This window comes from Alteromonas sp. ABH4_454 (assembly GCF_056311775.1).
In genome coordinates this window covers 3,827,604-3,846,091 of the sequence record NZ_CM149972.1, presented here as the reverse complement: position 1 = coordinate 3,846,091, position 18,488 = coordinate 3,827,604, and the positions used below count along the sequence as shown (strand labels likewise).

The 18,488-nt window shown below is 43.5% G+C and carries 12 protein-coding genes; 6 read left to right on the top strand and 6 right to left on the bottom strand.

The features are described from left to right. Nucleotides 1-226: 226 nt before the first annotated feature. From ACYX4W_RS16845 to ACYX4W_RS16835, 3 genes are read left to right on the top strand one after another with little or no spacing between them, the layout of a single operon-like run. Complete coding sequence (locus ACYX4W_RS16845; protein ID WP_476073914.1) at nt 227-1,099, top strand: HprK-related kinase A; 873 nt, start codon at nt 227-229, stop codon at nt 1,097-1,099. After that, the gene (locus tag ACYX4W_RS16840; protein WP_476073913.1) at nt 1,089-2,180 is read left to right on the top strand and encodes a nucleotidyltransferase family protein; all 1,092 of its coding nucleotides are present in this window, start codon (nt 1,089-1,091) and stop codon (nt 2,178-2,180) included. The genes ACYX4W_RS16845 and ACYX4W_RS16840 overlap by 11 nt, the downstream gene beginning before the upstream one ends. Then, entirely contained in the window at nt 2,177-3,193 is a 1,017-nt protein-coding gene (locus tag ACYX4W_RS16835) for an NAD-dependent epimerase (RefSeq protein ID WP_476073912.1), read from the top strand. Before ACYX4W_RS16840 ends, ACYX4W_RS16835 begins: the two co-directional genes overlap by 4 nt. 33 nt (nt 3,194-3,226) lie before the next feature. Here the strand turns inward: ACYX4W_RS16835 and ACYX4W_RS16830 are convergent, their stop codons facing one another. From ACYX4W_RS16830 to ACYX4W_RS16815, 4 genes are all read right to left on the bottom strand, one after another. Next, complete coding sequence (locus tag ACYX4W_RS16830; protein WP_476073911.1) at nt 3,227-4,111, bottom strand: patatin-like phospholipase family protein; 885 nt, start codon at nt 4,109-4,111, stop codon at nt 3,227-3,229. 374 nt (nt 4,112-4,485) lie between these two features. Next, nucleotides 4,486-6,681: a malate synthase G gene (locus ACYX4W_RS16825; protein ID WP_476073910.1), complete on the bottom strand. Its 2,196-nt coding sequence runs from the start codon at nt 6,679-6,681 to the stop codon at nt 4,486-4,488. Between the two features lie 98 nt (nt 6,682-6,779). Beyond that, on the bottom strand, nt 6,780-7,724 hold the full coding sequence (locus ACYX4W_RS16820; RefSeq protein WP_071959609.1) for a LysR family transcriptional regulator: 945 nt from the start codon (nt 7,722-7,724) through the stop codon (nt 6,780-6,782). 282 nt (nt 7,725-8,006) lie between these two features. Then, nucleotides 8,007-9,602 carry an isocitrate lyase gene (locus ACYX4W_RS16815; RefSeq protein WP_474805656.1) on the bottom strand — a complete coding sequence of 532 codons (1,596 nt, stop codon included), beginning with the start codon at nt 9,600-9,602 and terminating at the stop codon, nt 8,007-8,009. A gap of 654 nt (nt 9,603-10,256) precedes the next feature. On the opposite strand from ACYX4W_RS16815, the gene ACYX4W_RS16810 reads away from it, so the two are divergent. The 3 genes from ACYX4W_RS16810 (at nt 10,257) to glsB (ending at nt 14,018) form a co-directional block, all read left to right on the top strand. Further along, entirely contained in the window at nt 10,257-11,216 is a 960-nt protein-coding gene (locus tag ACYX4W_RS16810) for a chemotaxis protein CheV (RefSeq protein ID WP_476073909.1), read from the top strand. Between the two features lie 236 nt (nt 11,217-11,452). Next, nucleotides 11,453-12,931, top strand: coding sequence for an alkaline phosphatase (locus ACYX4W_RS16805; protein WP_476073908.1), 1,479 nt, complete (start codon nt 11,453-11,455; stop codon nt 12,929-12,931). A gap of 178 nt (nt 12,932-13,109) precedes the next feature. Beyond that, nucleotides 13,110-14,018: a glutaminase B gene (glsB, locus tag ACYX4W_RS16800; protein WP_025255947.1), complete on the top strand. Its 909-nt coding sequence runs from the start codon at nt 13,110-13,112 to the stop codon at nt 14,016-14,018. Here glsB and ACYX4W_RS16795 read toward each other — a convergent pair. Further along, nucleotides 14,015-15,451, bottom strand: a complete 1,437-nt coding sequence (locus ACYX4W_RS16795) for a lipocalin-like domain-containing protein (RefSeq protein WP_476073907.1) — start codon at nt 15,449-15,451, stop codon at nt 14,015-14,017. The genes glsB and ACYX4W_RS16795 overlap by 4 nt on opposite strands. Continuing rightward, nucleotides 15,448-18,450, bottom strand: a complete 3,003-nt coding sequence (locus tag ACYX4W_RS16790; protein WP_476073906.1) for an FtsX-like permease family protein — start codon at nt 18,448-18,450, stop codon at nt 15,448-15,450. The genes ACYX4W_RS16795 and ACYX4W_RS16790 overlap by 4 nt, the downstream gene beginning before the upstream one ends. Nucleotides 18,451-18,488: the final 38 nt, after the last annotated feature.

Genomic DNA, 18,488 nt, shown 5'->3' with positions numbered 1-18,488 from the left:
TGATAAGCGAATTTGTAGAGGTAATTAAATCGGACTCTATGATAGTTTTATTTCATAGAGGTACGGGCCAGTTGTTAGTATTTAGGGATGAAATAGAACCTGTGATTGATGCATTGATGACAAATGGAACGACTTTTAATAACAGTTCACTTGAAGATAGTGAATTTACTAAAACCTTGAAAAAATTTGATATGTTCGACGCTAAATAGAGTAATGGGGTGAATTGGTGCGTAATAACTGTTGTGTAGTCAGTACTTCACCATTTTCTTTTAAAGTATCTTCGCATTTTCCATCTGTTATTGAAAACCTTTACACCCTATATCCTGATTCGCTTTTATCTCCTAATGGTACAGCAGATTTTAATGTTTCAGTAAATATCCCTTACATTTCGACTATTCCTCTTTTCAAACGCGCACTGTTTTCTTTAGATGGCTTTGCTCCATTTACTCGAGGTCCTAGTAATCACAGTCACGCACTGCTAGAGTGGGGCATGAATTGGTGCGTGTCCAAGTATGGAGCGGATCGACTCATAATTCATGCTGCTTGCGTTGCACAAAATCAAAACGCTATTTTGCTATCCGGTGATTCAGGTAGTGGTAAGAGCACGTTGTCTTGTGCGTTAATGAATGAATCTTATCGACTTTTAACCGATGAATTAACCCTTATTAATTTGGATGATTCATCAGTTACCCCCTTTGTTAGGCCAATTAGCCTTAAAGACAAAGCAATAGATGTAATTCAAAAAAAATACCCTTCTGCAGTAATAGGTCTAGTCGCCCATAACACTCATAAGGGCACAGTCAGTCACTGCCGCCCATCGGATTTGAACTGGTCAACAATGATGGAGCCAGCCGAAATACGAGGTATAGTCTTTCCTAAATACAATGCTTCAACTACTGACATTCAAGTCTCAAGAATTTCGGCTTTGGACTCGTTCACGAAACTATTGGAGCAAGCTTTTAATATTCATATATTGGGCTCGAAAGCAATTAGTATGCTTCAACAAATATGTGAACGTACGCCGGCATTTGAAATTACCTATTCCGATACGCAGCATGCAATCGATTTTGTGAACGAGTTATATAAAAGTGACAAGTAGCAATCTCTTAATCGAACTTATTACAAATAAAAAGAGCGCGCTTCAGTTGGACAAAAGTGAGTGGCGTAGTGTTGTTGCTTTAGCAAGACAACTCGGCTTTCTTCCTTTTCTCTACCAAATTGCTCATGAAGAAAATGCTCTTAAACTAATACCCTCGAGCGTAGCCAGTCAGCTAAAAAGCTCACACTACGAGTTACTTAAGCAGCATGACTCGGTTAATTGGCATCTCCAACAGTTACGTAAAAACAACCCAGCAGCGTTGAAGATCACTTTACTCAAAGGGGCTGCTTATATAGTAGCTGGGAAAAAAAATGCTCGGTACAGACTGCTATCAGATATTGACTTGCTTGTAGAAAAAAAATTTCTTAATGATGCTGAGTTTTGGCTATTTATCAATGGTTTTGCAGTTTCAATTTCTGATGAATATGACGACTATTACTATCGGCAGTGGATGCACGAATTACCTCCATTTGTAAATTCGAAAAGTGGTCTAGTTGTAGACTTACATCACAATTTACTGCCTATTAGTTCTAAGCGTCATATTGATGCTTCGCTAATAGTCGATAACGGCGTAGAGTTAGAGCAAAATTTAATTGTGCCTAACGATGAAGACCTAATAATTCACTCAGCTGTACATCTAATTCAGGATAGCGTTTTTAATCGTTCACTGCGAGATTTGTGCGATCAATATTGGTTGCTGTCAGACTTCATTGAACAAAATAGAACAAGCACCTCCTTAATCAAGAGAGCTAAAAGCTTGTCATTGGGCATTGATCTTGCTAAGTCTCTTTCTTTGATGAGCGAGGTCCTAGGAAGGTCCCTTTCGAATGAGGAGTTGACATTTGTAGAGCAAATGTTGAGGCGAAAGCGATTATGGATTGTAGAGAAAAAATGCTATGTCATTATGCTTTATCAACCAGTCACTTCTGAATGGAGTGCCAAACATCATGCTGCATCGTTTTATTTATTTGTCAAAAGTCATTTAATAAAAATGCCTGCTAAGCTGCTTATCAAACATGCGGCGATAAAGTCGTATAAAAGGATTATTGGTTTGTTTAAAAAACAAGAGAAGAGTTTATGAAAATCTTAGTCACCGGAGCAGCTGGTTTTATTGGCGCAGCTGTATCGCAATATCTTATCAATCGTGGTGACCAAGTTGTCGGGATTGACAACATAAACGATTATTACGATGTAAATCTTAAGCACGCCCGATTAGATGAAATTAAATCATCATCTGCTGCTGACCTGTTCTCATTCACAGAAATGGGAGTTGAAGAGCGCGATAAAATCGCTGCGCTTTTTGAAGAGCATAAGTTCGACAGGGTAGTGCATTTGGCCGCTCAAGCGGGTGTGCGCTATTCCCTTGAAAATCCTAACGCTTATGTTGACTCTAACATAGTCGGTTTTGTGAATATTCTGGAAGGCTGTCGCCATAATAAAGTCGAGCACTTGGTTTATGCGTCCTCTAGCTCAGTTTACGGCGCGAATGAAACAATGCCGTTTTCAGAGCAGCACAATGTCGATCACCAGGTAAGCTTGTATGCTGCCTCTAAAAAGGCCAATGAACTGATGGCGCACACTTACAGCCATTTGTATAACTTACCTACAACGGGGCTGCGCTTTTTTACTGTGTATGGCCCTTGGGGGCGCCCAGATATGGCGCTGTTCAAGTTCACTAAAGCGATTCTAGAAGGCAAAACAATACAGGTTTATAACTACGGTAACCACCGTCGTGATTTCACCTACATTGATGATATCGTGGAAGGCGTTATCCGTTCGTTAGATAATGTGGCTAAACCCAATGAGAGTTGGGACGGCGGCAATCCAGATCCTAGCTCTAGCAAGGCTCCTTATAAGGTATACAACATAGGTGCGCAAACGCCTGTTCACCTTTTGAAGTTCATTGAAACATTGGAAAGTGCGCTGGGTGTTGAGGCTAAAAAAGAGCTTCTTCCTATTCAGCCAGGCGATGTGCCAGATACCTATGCTGATGTGTCGTCGCTGGTCGAAGATACTGGGTACCAACCGTCTACCGATGTTGAAACGGGCGTTAAAGCGTTTGTGGATTGGTATCGTGATTTTTACAAGGTGTGAGACCTAGCACTTTAAACGTGCTTTGAAAGTCAGTTAAATTGCACCGCTTTTCATAAATCCCGCACACTTTTTGGGCAAAAACTCTTTTGTGGTTGAATAGCCTAGCTCAAAAAGTGTGTTTTTAATTTCCGGTGTTAGCGAAAAATCTACCGCAGAAATCTCCCCGGTATTCACTACCACCGTATTGTGCCAGTACTTCGCATTAACGTACTCTCTGGATATCGCCGTCATAAATGTACGAATAAGCATGCTGACGTATTGAGGTAATTGAAGTAGGTTCTTTTTAATGGCTTTCCGTTTTTGATTGGTGCTTTGTAGCCTGAAGCACACGGATGGCGTGCCATCACCTCGCCAGTCTTCAAACAATGCATCTTCAGACAATATCGCCCCGTCTACTAATAAGTGCTCTTTAAAGGGCTTAAACGAAAAGATAAGCGGAATAGACATAGAATACCGCACTGCTTCTGATACTTTCATATCAGGAGAGGTCTGCTTATTAAATAAAACTGGCCCGCCGCCATTTACGTCGGTTGCGAGTATATGCAGGTCCAAGGGGAGATTGGCAAAGATTGCACCCTCTAACTGTTCGTCAATCCATCGCTGAAACACATCGCCAGATGACAGCCCTCCTTCTCGAAGTAACCTTATCAGTGAAAACTCTGTGAATTGCTTGAAATCGGTAACGAGTGCTAGCTCTCGCATTTGCTCGACAGTGTACCCTTTGGCATAAAGGGATGCGATAATTGAGCCGCCAGATACGCCAACCAAAGTATCGAAACCAATGTTCATATCGTGCAGCGCTTTTATGATGCCGATATGGGCACTTAAGCGCGTACCCCCACCTGAAAAGATAGGAACTATTTGTGTGACGTTCGCGTGTAAAAGTTTATTCGGTATCGCCGCCGTGGCTATCTGCATGTGCATACTCCAAACTAGGGAGGCGTCGCGAACAAGGTTTTAGATACAAGCTGTAAAACTAAACGCAGTGCCTCACAGTAAAAGAGTAGTTTAATTGCGCACTATCAGTAAAGCTTGAAAAGGAGGAAGAGCGATATCTTTAGTCTAAGGTGTTGCGATATCGCTACATAATGCGATGCTCAGTACTTTTATCAGTGAGTTGGACTGGCACATAAAAGAGTGCAAATAATTGGACATCATGCGAACGATACATAAAAAAGGCTCACTTCTGAATTAACAAAAGTGAGCCTAGTTAGTATGCAATTGTGTTTCTAACGTGCTTTACGGTCGAGGTTATAAACCTTAGGTTCTAACTTATAAATACACGTATGAAATTAACTCGCAGCAAGCTTCGCTTTCATCTCACGTCTTCGAGCGTGCAGCAAAGGTTCGGTGTAACCACTAGGTTGTTCTTTACCTTTGAAGATAAGGTCGCTTGCAGCTAAAAAGCCGATTGAGCTGTCTAAATCAGGTGCCATCGGAATATACTCGGGGTCCCCTGCATTTTGCTCATCAACTAATACTGCCATACGAGCCAACGATTCTTTTACCTGATCAACACTCACAATGCCATGCTCAAGCCAGTTGGCGATATGCTGCGATGAAATTCGCAGCGTTGCGCGGTCTTCCATCAAGCCTACATCGTTGATGTCAGGAACCTTCGAGCAGCCTACACCTTGGTGTACCCAGCGTACAACGTAGCCTAAAATACCTTGAACGTTATTGTCGATTTCACGCTTAATGCTTTCGCGAGTCAGCGTAGACGCGTCTTCTAACAATGGAATGGTAAGGATGTCGGCAAGGCCACTAAAGTTTTCATCTAGTGACTTTTGAACGTCAAACACATTTACATCGTGGTAATGAAGTGCGTGCAGTGTTGCTGCAGTGGGTGAGGGTACCCAAGCGGTATTAGCACCTGCTTTAGGGTGGCCTATTTTGGCAGTCATCATATTTTGCATTTCATCAGGAATTGGCCACATGCCTTTACCAATTTGCGCTTTGCCAGAAAGACCACAACGAAGGCCTACGGCTACGTTCGCAGTTTCATAAGCCTTAATCCACGCCATAGACTTGAGCGCGGCTTTTTCTGCAAAAGGGCCGGCTAGCATCGAGGTATGAATTTCATCACCGGTTCTGTCTAAGAAGCCTGTATTGATAAATACAACACGTGAAGTGGCTTCTGCAATACAAGCCTGAAGGTTGATACTTGTGCGGCGTTCTTCATCCATTATACCCATCTTAAGGGTGTTGGCTGGAACATCGATTATTGTTTCGATAGCACCAAATAATGCGTTAGAGAATGCCACTTCTTCTGGACCGTGCATTTTAGGTTTAACAATATAAATACTGCCTTCGCGGCTGTTTTTAAATTTGCTGTTTCCTAAAAGATCATGCTTAGCAATAAGAGACGTCACTAAACCGTCCATGATCCCTTCTGGTACTTCTTCTCCGTCAAAGAGCATGGCATTGTTAGTCATAAGATGGCCTACGTTTCTAACAAACATCAGGCTTCGACCAGAAAGCACTAGCTCGCCGTCTTTTAGCTCGTCTTGAGAAGCATGTTTAGACGGTTGATAGCTTCTATCATCATGCATAGCGCGAACAAGCTGTTTGCCGCCCTTTGTCATTTCAATGCTTAGCGAGCCTTTCATCAAACCCAACCAGTTGCTGTACACCAAAGTTTTGTCTTCAGCGTCAACAGCAGCTACAGAATCTTCGCAGTCCATAATGGTAGTTAGTGCGGCTTCAACCAGCACGTCTTTTACGTTCGCAGCATCGCTCTCACCAATAGGGTGGGTCGGGTCTAGTTGAATTTCAAAATGCAGACCATTGTGGGCAAAAAGCAAGCTTGAAGGTGCGTTAATGTCACCCTGGTAACCCTGCCACTGTTCGGTATTCGCTAGGGTTGTCTCGTCGCCGTCGACAAGCGTAATAGCCAGCTTGCCTGATTCGATTTTGTATTTAGTAACGTCAGCGTGGCTGCCTTTTGCTAGCGGTATCATGCTATCTAAATAGTCTTTCGCTTTAGCAACTACTTTAGCACCGCGTACGGGGTTGTAGCTCTTGCCAGGCTCGGCGCCACCGTCATTGCTTATAACGTCAGTGCCGTAAAGTGCGTCGTACAGGCTTCCCCAACGTGCGTTTACCGCATTAAGTGCGTAGCGCGCGTTATTGATTGGCACTACTAACTGCGGGCCTGCCATTGTCGCTATTTCAGCGTCTACATTTTGTGTTTGTGCGCTTACTTGTGATGGTTGTTCAACAAGGTACCCAATGCTTTTTAGGAAGTCGGTATATTCGTTTCCGTTTACCGGGTTGCCGGCTTTATAATAATCGTCGATAGCACGCTGAAGCTGTTCTCGCTTTTCCAATAGTGCGCGATTTTGAGGAATGAATTTTTCGAAGAGGGTTTCTGCACCTTGCCAAAAGGTGTCTTTATCTACGCCTGTACCAGGAAGTGCCTGTTCATTTATAAAATTATCTAGCTGTTCGGCAACCTGTAGTCGGCCTCTGGTGATATATCCTTGCATAACTACCTCTATACATTTGTCTGTTAACCCAGTGTAGTGCGTATAGAGATAGTTTTTTAATTTATGGTTTGTATTTTTGCCATATATTTTGTGAATGTTTAGCCCGCGTTCATTTCGCTGGCAACGTCGCTGATTAATCGACGCAACCAAATATGGCCTGCGTCGTGGTGAAGTAGAGCACTCCACGCCATTTTTAGCGCAATAGGTGGTATGTCAAAAGGCGGTTCTTTAATCACTACATCTGGGTCGTGTTTAAACAAACGCGCTGCTTTGCTTGGCAAAGTAGCAATAAGCTTCTGCTTTTTCGCAATCTGAAGTGCCGCATGATAATGACGAGTAAATACGCGTATAGCCCGCTGTTTGCCAATTTTTGTTAGTTCAGCGTCTACCCATCCCAACTTTTGAACTTCATTCGGGTCAATACCTACGCCCACACCAAAACCCGTTTTACTCACCCAGATATGCTGAGCGCTCAAGTAGCCTTCTAGATTGCATTTTTCTACTAGCGGGTGGTCCGCACTCATTACGCAGCTAAAGGTGTCATACCAAATAACTTTTTGGTGAAACGACAAGGGTAGTTCATCGAAACGGTTGATCGCCATATCCACTTTACCTTGCTCAACATCGTGAAAAGTCACATCGCTTGGCGTAATAAGGTCAAGGGTAATATTGGGCGCTAAATCTGCCAGTCTTCCAACTAACTCAAGTAATAAAGTACTTTCTGCATAGTCACTGGTCATGATGCGGAAGGTTCGGTCGCTGGTTAAAGGGTCGAAGTCAGTTTCGGGCTGAATAGAGCTTTCTAATCGACTAAGCACATCGCGAATAATAGGTTGCAGCTCAAGGGCACGCTTAGTAGGTGTCATTCCATCGCTGGTTCGCACTAAAAGCGGATCTTTAAATAGATCGCGAAGGCGTTTTAAGCCGTTACTCATTGCTGGCTGAGTAATACTTAGCTGGTTTGCAGCTTTTGTAACACTGCCTTCGCGCAACAGCACATCTAAATAAACCAATAAATTCAGGTCGACCTTCGCTATATTCATTATTCTAATGCTCTTATTAAACCTAATTAAACATGCCTATTATAAAGCTTTTTTATTCGATTGTCAGATAAGCGTTTGGTCTTAAAGTCTTCACGAAATTATTTGTAAGCTATTGAAAGTAAATGTGTTTATGTATTGGTTATGGGGGAGGGGGAAATATAGCTTCTTTTATTTTTTCTGGAAAGTATAAATTAAATGAATGGGGTGCACAAAAAAGGGCACCCGAAGGTGCCCTGTAGGAAAGGTTGGGATGCTTTCCGTTTAACTCATTGCCTGTTCGCGTTATACGTCGAACTGATTCATGGTGTTATCTTCACCAGACGCTTTAAGTGCACCTTCACCTGAGAAATACTCTTTGTGCGTATCACCTAGGTCAGAACCAGCCATTGCTTGGTGCTTAACGCACGCCAGGCCTTGACGAATTTCTTGACGCTGAACACCGCGTACATAAGCAAGCATGCCTTCTTCACCGAAGTAACCTTTTGCAAGATTGTCCGTAGACAGCGCCGCAGTGTGGTAAGTCGGTAGCGTGATAAGGTGGTGGAAGATACCCGCTTCTCGTGCTGCATCAGCTTGGAAGCTCTTAATCTTCTCGTCCGCCGCTGCTGCAAGTTCGCTGTCGTCATAGTCAGCAGACATAAGTTTCGCGCGGTCATAACCAGAAACGTCTTTACCTTCTTCTGTCCAAGCATCGAATACTTGCTGACGGAAGTTAAGCGTCCAGTTGAATGATGGAGAGTTGTTGTAAACTAGCTTTGCGTTTGGAACTTGCTCGCGAATAGCGTTAACCATTTCAGCAATTTGACCAACGTGCGGCTTTTCAGTCTCAATCCAAAGTAGATCAGCGCCGTGTTTAAGTGACGTTACACAGTCAAGTACTACACGGTCAAAACCAGTGTTGTCTTTGAAGCGGAATAAACCATTTGGTAAACGTTCAGGCTTAACAAGTTTGCCACCTTGTTTAAGAACTAGGTCACCTTCAGTTAGGTCGTCTGCGCCTGCAACTTCAGTGGTTTTAAGGAATGCATTGTACTGTGCAGCTAGGTCTCCTTCTGATGTAGATACAGGGATCTTTTGAGTAAGACCAGCACCTAGTGAGTCAGTACGCGCAACGATAACACCTTCATCAACACCGAGTTCAAGGAATGCATAGCGTACCGCATTGATCTTAGCTAGGAAGTCTTCGTGTGGCACGGTTACTTTACCGTCTTGGTGACCACATTGCTTTGCGTCTGATACTTGGTTTTCGATTTGGATACAGCATGCACCCGCTTCAATCATTTGCTTTGCAAGTAGGTACGTTGCTTCTTCGTTACCGAAGCCCGCGTCGATATCAGCGATAATTGGAACTACGTGAGTTTCGTAGTTATCGATTTCAGCTTGAATTGCAGCAACATCGCCACCGTTTTTCTTTGCGTCGTCTAGTTTATGGAAAAGGTCACCCAGTTCACGTGCGTCAGCTTGACGAAGGAAAGTGTATAGCTCTTCGATAAGTGCAGACACTGACGTTTTCTCGTGCATAGATTGGTCAGGTAGAGGACCAAACTCAGAGCGAAGTGCTGCTACCATCCAACCTGAAAGGTACAGGTAGCTTTTATTAGTTGTGCCTTGATGCTTTTTAACTGAAAGCATTTTCTGTTGGCCGACAAAACCGTGCCAGCAGCCTAGTGACTGTGTGTACTGAGACGAATCTGCGTCGTATTCAGCCATGTCTTTGCGCATGATGCTTGCAGTATAGCGAGCAATATCTAAACCTGTTTTGAAACGGTTTTGAACCTTCATGCGTGCAGCGAATTCTGGGTTGATACCTTCCCAAGTTCCTTTTTGTGCTGCCTTTAATGTGGCGAAGTTATCAATGTCTTGTTGATATTGCGACATGAGCGTCTCTCCCGACTGTAATTAAAATTCTTAACGTTGTTTGTGTTCACGCTGTAGGGCGTTCCCGTTGATTCCATTTCATCCTAGTGCCGGAATTAGAATAATAGAAATATATATTTTGCATTGCGGTCATTGATATTATGAATGTTTATCTAGTGCCGCTATGCCACCGAATTTTTCACCAAGTTAGAAAACGTTCATCTAACACTTAGATAATACGGGAACAGCGAACTTAGTCGTTCATCGCTAAAAAGGCATAGAGGGGCCTTACAAAAAACGTGCGCGAAAGTAATCAGAAGAGGCATATTTGAGGTTGTTGGCCTATATTTAAGCTACCTTATTGTTAATAGCGATGCCTCGCCATCGTATTCCTGGACGCCCATCGCGCCTTAACGTATTGGATAAAGTAGTCAGGAGAAGACGCTAATGCATGTAAATAAAAGCTCACTAGAGGTGTGGTCGCTGAAAAGAGTGCCTTACCTATAAGGTATTAATTATGCAGTTTTTTTCAGCTGTCTATTAGCTAAAAGGGGAATAGCTTTGTAATGATTGTCGGGGTAACTTTAGCGGTAAGTTATTGTAGCTAGGCTAAATTCATATGACGGTATTAAGTTAGCTATAGGTCTTTGATTGTAAAATGAATAAGTGGGCGTTATGAGTAACAGTGTATTGTCGTCGGTTGATCAGAGAACCAAGCTTGTAGGGGAAAACAGGCTTGAGCTTTTGATGTTTCAGCTTGGAACTCGTCACATTTTTGCCATGAATGTCTTTAAAATCAAAGAAGTTATCAATGTACCCAAGCTTAACGTTATGCCTGGTTCCCATAATAATCTAAAAGGCGTAATGAATTACCGCGGTAGCTCTATTCCAATTATAGACTTACGTCAGGCGATAAAAATGCGCGGAGCAGCCACAGAAGCCACAGCGAAAAACGTTATTATCACCGAATACAATAGAAGCGTGCAGGGCTTTATTATTGGAGAAGTTAAAAATATTGTGAATACCTCTTGGGGGACGATACAACCGCCGCCAAGTGGCATTGGTAAATCTAACTATTTGACCGCCATAACTCAGGTGAATGTTGAGGGTAAACAAGAGCTGGTTGAGATAATAGATGTTGAAAAAGTACTCGCGGAAATCATCGATTACGATACGTCGATTTCTGAAGAAGTGTTAGATCGAGATATCGTCAATCACTTTCTAGGCAAGAAAGTGTTGATAGTTGATGATTCCAGCACGGCAAGAAAACAAATAAAAGATACCTTAGAACAGCTAGGCATCAGCATTATTGAACGAAAGAACGGCGCAGAGGCGTTGGCGCTACTAAAACAGTGGGCTGATGAAGGTAAGAACCCGACCGATGAAATATTGCTTATGTTCACTGACGCAGAAATGCCAGAGATGGACGGTTATAGGCTTACCTCAGAGGTGCGTAACGACCCACGTATGAGTGATCTGTTTATCGCACTAAACACCTCATTAAGCGGTAGCTTTAACGATGCCATGGTTGAAAAAGTAGGTTGTAATAGATTTATCTCTAAATTTCAGCCCGATATGCTTGTAGACGTGGCGCAACAGCGCATGCGTGAATACCTTGCTGCTCAAAGCAAATAGTCTTTCCTTTCTTAAATATTCTTCAAACAGACGAGGTGGCTAAAACGGTCATCTCATCATAAGCTTATTTTATCCAAAAGCTTTGAGCATATTGCCTGCCTGATTTACACTATTATCTCTTATCGCTTTGCTAATACCTTTATGATCACCAAAGAATCATTCGCGATAATATCGATTTTGCAGTAACTGCGGCTAATAACGTCAGCAGGTATCTTTACTTACTCAGGGAAGTTTAAATGATTAAACAATTTGTTCGCACATCATTGCTAAGTTGTGCGTCTATTGCTGTTCTTGCGAGCTGTGGTATCACTGAATCAAAGACAGAGTCAGCAAACGTAAACAGTAGCCAAATTAAAGGTGTGCCGAAAAATATCATTATGGTTGTTGCCGACGGTATGGGGCCTGCCTACACTACCGCTTATCGCAATTATGTAGATGATCCGTCAACACCGGAAGTAGAGACGGTTGTGTTTGACGACATTTTAGTAGGTAACGCGTCGACTTACCCCGCTCGTGTATCGGGTTATGTAACCGATTCAGCCGCTGCCGCAACAGCACTTGCTACCGGCGTGAAGTCATACAATGGTGCAATAGGCGTAGATGTTGATAAACAGCCAGTAAACTCGGTTATGTACTATGCCAAAAGTAAAGGTATGCGTACGGGTTTAGCCGTAACCTCGCAAATTGTTCACGCAACACCAGCGTCATACATTGCGCACAACCAAAGCCGCAAGAACTACAACGAAATTGCTGAGGATTTCTTTGATGTGCGCGCAAACGGCGAGTTTGTGGCAGACGTAATGTTAGGTGGTGGTACTTCCTATTTTGAAAGAGAGGACAGAGATATTCTGGCGCAGTTTATTGATGCGGGCTACGAATATGCTGATTCATATAACCGCTTGGCGTCAGTACCAGCAGGAAGTAATGTACTTGGTCTGTTTGCTCCTGTAGCGCTGCCTGCAGTGCTGGATGATAAGCGCAAAAACCGTCTTGAGTACTTAACTCAACATGCTATCAAACACTTAGAAAACGACAATGGGTTTTTCCTTTTAGTTGAAGCAAGCCAGGTAGATTGGGCAGGGCACGCAAATGATATCGCTTCTGCTATGGCTGAAATGCATGACTTGGCGCTAACCATGGAATATCTGCGCGATTATGTTAAAGCTAACCCGGACACACTGGTTGTACTAACTGCTGACCATAGTACCGGCGGTTTAACAATCGGCGCAAATGGCGACTACCGCTGGAGTCCTGAACATTTAAAATCAATGTCAGCCTCGGTAATGACGATAGCGCTTAATATGGCTAATGAAGAAAATCCTGGCGAGTATGTGGCGCAGAAGCTTGGGCTTTCGCTAAGCGAAGAAGAGTTAGCCACGTTAAATAGTGTATCGAATCAAGATGATAAAACGCGCTTTATGGCGGTGAAAACCTTTCTAGATGCTAAAACAAATACAGGTTGGACTACAGGCGGTCATACCGGTGTAGATGTTGAAGTGTTTGCTTTTGGTGCAGGCCACAAGTCGTTTATGGGGCAAATCGATAATACCGATATTGCTAAGACTATTTTTAGTTTTATTGATAAAAAACAGCCAATAAAAATCGATAATGACGCAAATGAAGTATCAAAAAAGGTATCTACCAATATTGAGCTTACGTCAGATGAAGATGATGACGGCTTATGCGACTTTAAAGAAGACTGGCGCTGTAACTAAGCGTCGGCTGTACGTGCGGGCTAAGGCTTTTGTAGCACAGTGCATTATTGAAGCAACACATAGCCAATAGAACTTAACTAAAATGGAAGCGCCAGCGTTTTTTAAACAGGCGCTTTTCTTTTATTAATGAAAAAAGATATTTGCAAAACAGAGGTCAAACGAGAGAATGGAAAGCGAAATGCTATCGTTACTGCAGGATATTTATGACGAAGTCGAGCCTATGCTTGGCATGGGTAAAGTCGCGGACTATATCCCGGCGTTAGCCACTGTTAATCCTCGTCAGTTTGGTATTTCTATTTGTGATATCAATGGGCACATTACGTCTATTGGTGACGCTAGCGTGCCCTTTTCAATACAAAGCATCTCAAAAGTTTTCAACCTGGTTTTGTCCATCAATCACTACGGTGAAACCATGTGGGAGCGGGTGGGGTGTGAGCCATCTGGGCTGCCGTTCAACTCTTTGGTGCAGTTAGAATACGAACATGGTATTCCGCGCAATCCTTTTATTAATGCCGGTGCACTGGTGGTAAGTGATATGGTGCAATCGCGGTTTGCATCACCTTTTATTGCCATGAGAGATTTTGTAAGACGCTTAAGCTGCAATGGGGAGATCGTCGTTAATAAAGAAGTTGCCGATTCGGAATTTGAACACCGTTCTCGTAACGCAGCAATGGCGTATTTGATGAAAGCCTACGGCAATTTTGAAAACGACGTGGAAGATGTGCTTCGCAATTACTTTCATAACTGCGCATTAGAAATGAGCTGTGAAGATTTAGCGCGTTCGACAAGCTTCCTTGCTAACGCGGGCTTCTCAACCTGCGCAAATGAGCAGGTATTAACGCCTTACCAAACTAAGCAAGTGAACGCATTGCTTGCAACCAGCGGCATGTATGACGAAGCGGGCAGCTTTGCTTTTAAAGTCGGATTGCCGGGTAAAAGTGGGGTAGGCGGCGGTATTGTTGCTGTGGTACCTGGTCGATTCACTATTTGCGTATTTTCGCCAGCACTTAACAGTGTGGGGAATTCTCAGCTAGGCGTGGCGGCGCTAACTTCGCTAAGTGAACGGATAAACTGGTCTATTTATTAATATCCCGTCAATTCCATGAAGCCGCTCCCTGAGTGGGAGCCTTCTACGTCAACTCGTCCCTCATAGTAGGGAAATAAACTGTTATTCCACTGTTTTTCTTTAAACGCGCTAACGGAGACATCGATGTTTTTTGTCGGTAACTGTATGCGCCAAGCTGTGGGAACGGAACGGACTGAGCTGCCTTGTTCACCTTCTACTGCGCTTTCTACTTGAATTGGCTCATAGCCTGTTGGCGTAATAGATAGGCTGTCTTGCTTGATGGTCTCTTTCATTCCATCTTTACTTATGAAGCTGGCCGTTGTGAATACTTCCGCGTTTTGAGTTTTACTTTTCTCTTCGCTGTCAGTATTCGCATGCATTCGAAACGCCATAAGTTTGCTTCCGTCGTTTAAATGCAGCGAGAACCAGTCCCACCCCAATGCCTCGCTGTTGGCCAAGTGGCTCGTCCATTCGTGATCAAACCAGCCTTTACCCTCAACTTTTATGTTATTGCCCTCTACATTTAAAGTGCCCTTTGCATCAATGAAGGTCTGGCTGTAATAGTAAGAGCGAAGCCGTTCGTCTTGTGTCTTTTTGCTATAGCCATTATCGCCCTGTTTTATAAAAGGGCCCGAAGAGTTTAGGTTAAGTGCGACCTTAACGGCTTTATTCATTGGAACTACTTCATTATTTAACTGTGTATCTGCAGGTGAAGCTCTATTTACAGCACCATTTTGAGCTTCATCGTTTCTAGGTAGCGCACTTTCAGGAGGTTTGGAGGTTGCATTAGACGGCTGATTTGTATCGCGCGTATGGTGTTTACCAAAAGCAAAGGTTAACGTGGAGGGAAACATGGCGCTGCTATCTTCCGTGGCTTTTGATACTGGTTCAGTCTGTGCTGACTTCCATACCCAATCATCTATGACCGTTGTAAAGGGAGATGGTTTTACGTAAGCGTTGCCTACGCCGCCATTCGCAAATCGCTCTTCAAAATAATGATGTTCTAGGGTGTGCAGTGAGGCGTGTCCCATCCATTGTTGTCCGTTAGCCCAATTTCGCACGACTGGTTTATCAGTGCTCTTATTGGCGGCCGTATCGGTATTGAATCGAAAAAGCGTATATTGCAAGCCGAATTCCTGACCGTTCTCGCCACTTAATACAAAGGTTAAGTACCACCATTCTAATTGAAAGTCGGGATGGCTTTTATGGTCTTCAGGTAGCTCAACATACGTGTTTCTTTCTACTAAAGTAAAGGCATCGCTCGACTGCATTTCGCCAAAGAAACCACGAGGTGAAGAAGCTTTTGAGGACTCACTACTCTTGCTTTGCTCGTTTGTATTTGAACTGTCATGGCAGGAAGACAAGAATGAGCAAGTGAGAAAAAGCAATAAACAGCTAAACTTGCTGAAAGGCCAACGAGAATAGTGGCGGGTGCGATATAATGTATGTGTCATAGCTGCACTTCATGTCTTAAATCAATTTTGGGTTTTAGTTTTCCTAAAGGCAGTAAAAGCACCAGTGAAACGATAAGCAGCGAAAGGCCCACACTAGATAGAATGACGTTTACTTCAATTGAAAGAGGGTACACCCAGTTAAAGGCGTATCGGTTGACTAAATTTATAAAGACGTAGGCTAAGTAAATGCCAAAGGGAATGGCGAGCAATGCTGAAACCAAGCAAAGTAACAGGTACTGCATAAATAACGATGCTTTGACTTTAAGCTGACTAACCCCAAGTGCCCTTAGCATAGACAGTTGTGGTGAACTGCCTATTGTTAAAACGGTAAGAGACACCGCGAAGGCAATGCCTGCAACGAGCAAGGTCGTAATATTCAGGCCGTCGGTCAAAATAAAGGTGCGGTCAAACGTATCCATGGAGATATTCAGAAGCTCCTGCCTGCTATACAGGGTTATATCGGCTTTATCTCTAAGGCGAGCTTTTAGCTGTTGCTCAAGTCGATCTTTTGTGAAGGTAACATCGCGACCCGCTGTCGTACCCTGGCTGTCGTTTGGCTTGGGGTATATAGCCAGTACGCCGGAAAATAAGTTGTTTCTCACTGTAATGTTGTTTTGGTTGAATAGAGGGAGGGGCGCTAATATCTGCCCATTAAGGTTGCCATAATCAGGATATATCCCAAGCACTTTCCATTCAGGTTGTGTTGAAAAAATACTTGTACTTGAAGGCTCGGCAGCCGTGTCGTAGGCAGAACTGGTTCTCGCCCCCTTAGCTTGATCGGTTGCTGGGTTTGTGGATAGGGTAACGTTCGAACTACTTCTATTTAATCCTTTTCGAAACCTAATATTAGCTGCACTTAGCGTCTCGCCTAATTCAGCATTAAGCGCGAAGGCTAATTGCTGGTTAATAAATACTCCTTTCCCTTCTTTGAACCCACGCCAAGCTGCACTGAGGTCGTTGTTTTTTACGCTATTGAGGACCAGGCTCTCTTTACCATTTTTATGAACAGGGTAACTGCTAATAGAAACGTAAGTTGGCGTGGGGGCTGTTACTTCACTTATTTTTTCTGTGCCATTTGAGCTTAATACGTCACCGTCAGCTTTTAGCAAAGGCGTTACAGCCAATGGTGATAGTGAATTGGCCGATAGTGATTCTATATTGCTAAGTGGCGCGTCGGTATAAAGGTAGAAAGGCGCGTAAAGCCTTTGATTTAACCATTGCTCCGTTGCACTTCTAAAGCTGTCGGTCATGGTATTCATGCCGATATTTGCTGTTAAGGCAATGAAAAATGCGCAAACAGCAAGGCGTGTTTTACTAGACAGTAAATGCATATTAGCAATCACGTAATGAAATACAGGCCATTGTCTTGGCACAAATGCGCTAAGTAGTTTTGCTACGATGGGTAGCCACAGAAGCACAAGTCCGCAGCTTGTAAGTAGTAATAATGCAACAAAAAATAGTGCAGAAGCCGCAGAGGTAACAAAGGCTTCAGTAATAAATAGAAAAACCAAGGCCGCTGCTGATACAAGGCCTGCAGTCCATTGCTGCATCATTTTCTCTTTGGCAGGGCGCACAGTTAACGCATTTGAAAGCTTAACGATAGAAGCTAAAGAGAAAACGACTAAGGATGTAAAAGTCGTTATTAACGCGAATCCGAAAATAAAAAGTAGGTTGACGTCAGGATTAATAAATACCGCGTTAAACAACGACGAGAAGGTACCGCTTATTACCGGTGATAGCCATGACGCGGCTTGAAAGCCTATGAAGATGCCAATTGGTATACTTATCACGCAGTAAACCAGCAGTTCAGTAAAGAGCGCGCCACTTAATATACGCTGAGATATACCAAGTTGGCGAAGCCGTATCACGTTGGGTAGCCGTGTACGGTACATCAAATTTAGCGCGTTCAGCACTATGAAAAGTGAAACCACGCCCATAAGCGCGCTCATTGCCCATAGATTCAATCTAAAGCTATCTGGTAACGAGCCAGTGTCATTGTCACTGGTGTTACTTGATTGTTTAATGGGTATTCCAAGTAGTGATTCTATTGTTTCAAGGTCTTGTTCTGAAAGCGGCGAGAGAGCTACTAGGCCAGTAAGCGGTACAAAACTTTTTTGTTGCTTTGAAGTATCGTTAGCGCCGGGCTGGGTGTTATCCTTGCTGTGGGTATTAGCTTTGCTGAAGGTATTATTATTGCTGCTAGGGCTTATCCCTCCTTTGTAAAAGTCATCAATAGAGACCAAAATCGTATCTTGCGGCACCAGATTGCTTACATAAGCATTGACCGCTGCAGGCCAATAGGGGCGGGTTGTCGTCGTACTATCATTACCACTTAGCGTATTGTGACAAGTGAGTTTGGCATTTGTAACAGGGTGAAGCAGTCCGTTTACTGAAAATGTCTCAGGAAGTTCGGCGAGCAATATTCGAGCAGCAGAAGCTGGCTTACTTTCGCCAGCTCTCAAAGAAAGAGACGACAGCGAAAGGTTTTTGTCAGTAGCTCGAAAGGTACTTCCTAAAAGAGGCTGAGTATCAACGCCAAGCAATTTGAGGGTAATTGGCGTTGCTGCCGTATCACTGCATGAAAGAGTAATGCTGCGTTCAGATATAGCAATAAGTTGGGTAAAGCCATGCCTGCGGAGGATAGCATAATCTTCCTTCGTGAAGCCTTCACGAGTAAGATGCTCAAGTGTGGTCTGTTCTTGTACAGAGCGCTCATGATCAGATCGCTCGTGTGAGTACTCATTTTTAACGCTGCCTTGCAAGAGGCTCCCTGGTTCAGATTGTACTCCGCTGTAGACTGGTGTAATGATACTACCGGTAAAAAGACCTTTATTAGATTGGAGAAGCTCACCTTGTGTTGCGCCCTCGTTTATCAGTAAAACGGTAACCAGACCGGCATTGGCCAAAACTATAGCAACCATAATGAGCAAGGGTTCCCACGGTCTATGCCTTGCCATAGCAAGAAGACTAGAGATACTCAGCAGTAATGTGCGCAGCAAAGCAGCTTCTCACTCTTTAACGACGTTTTCATAACAAG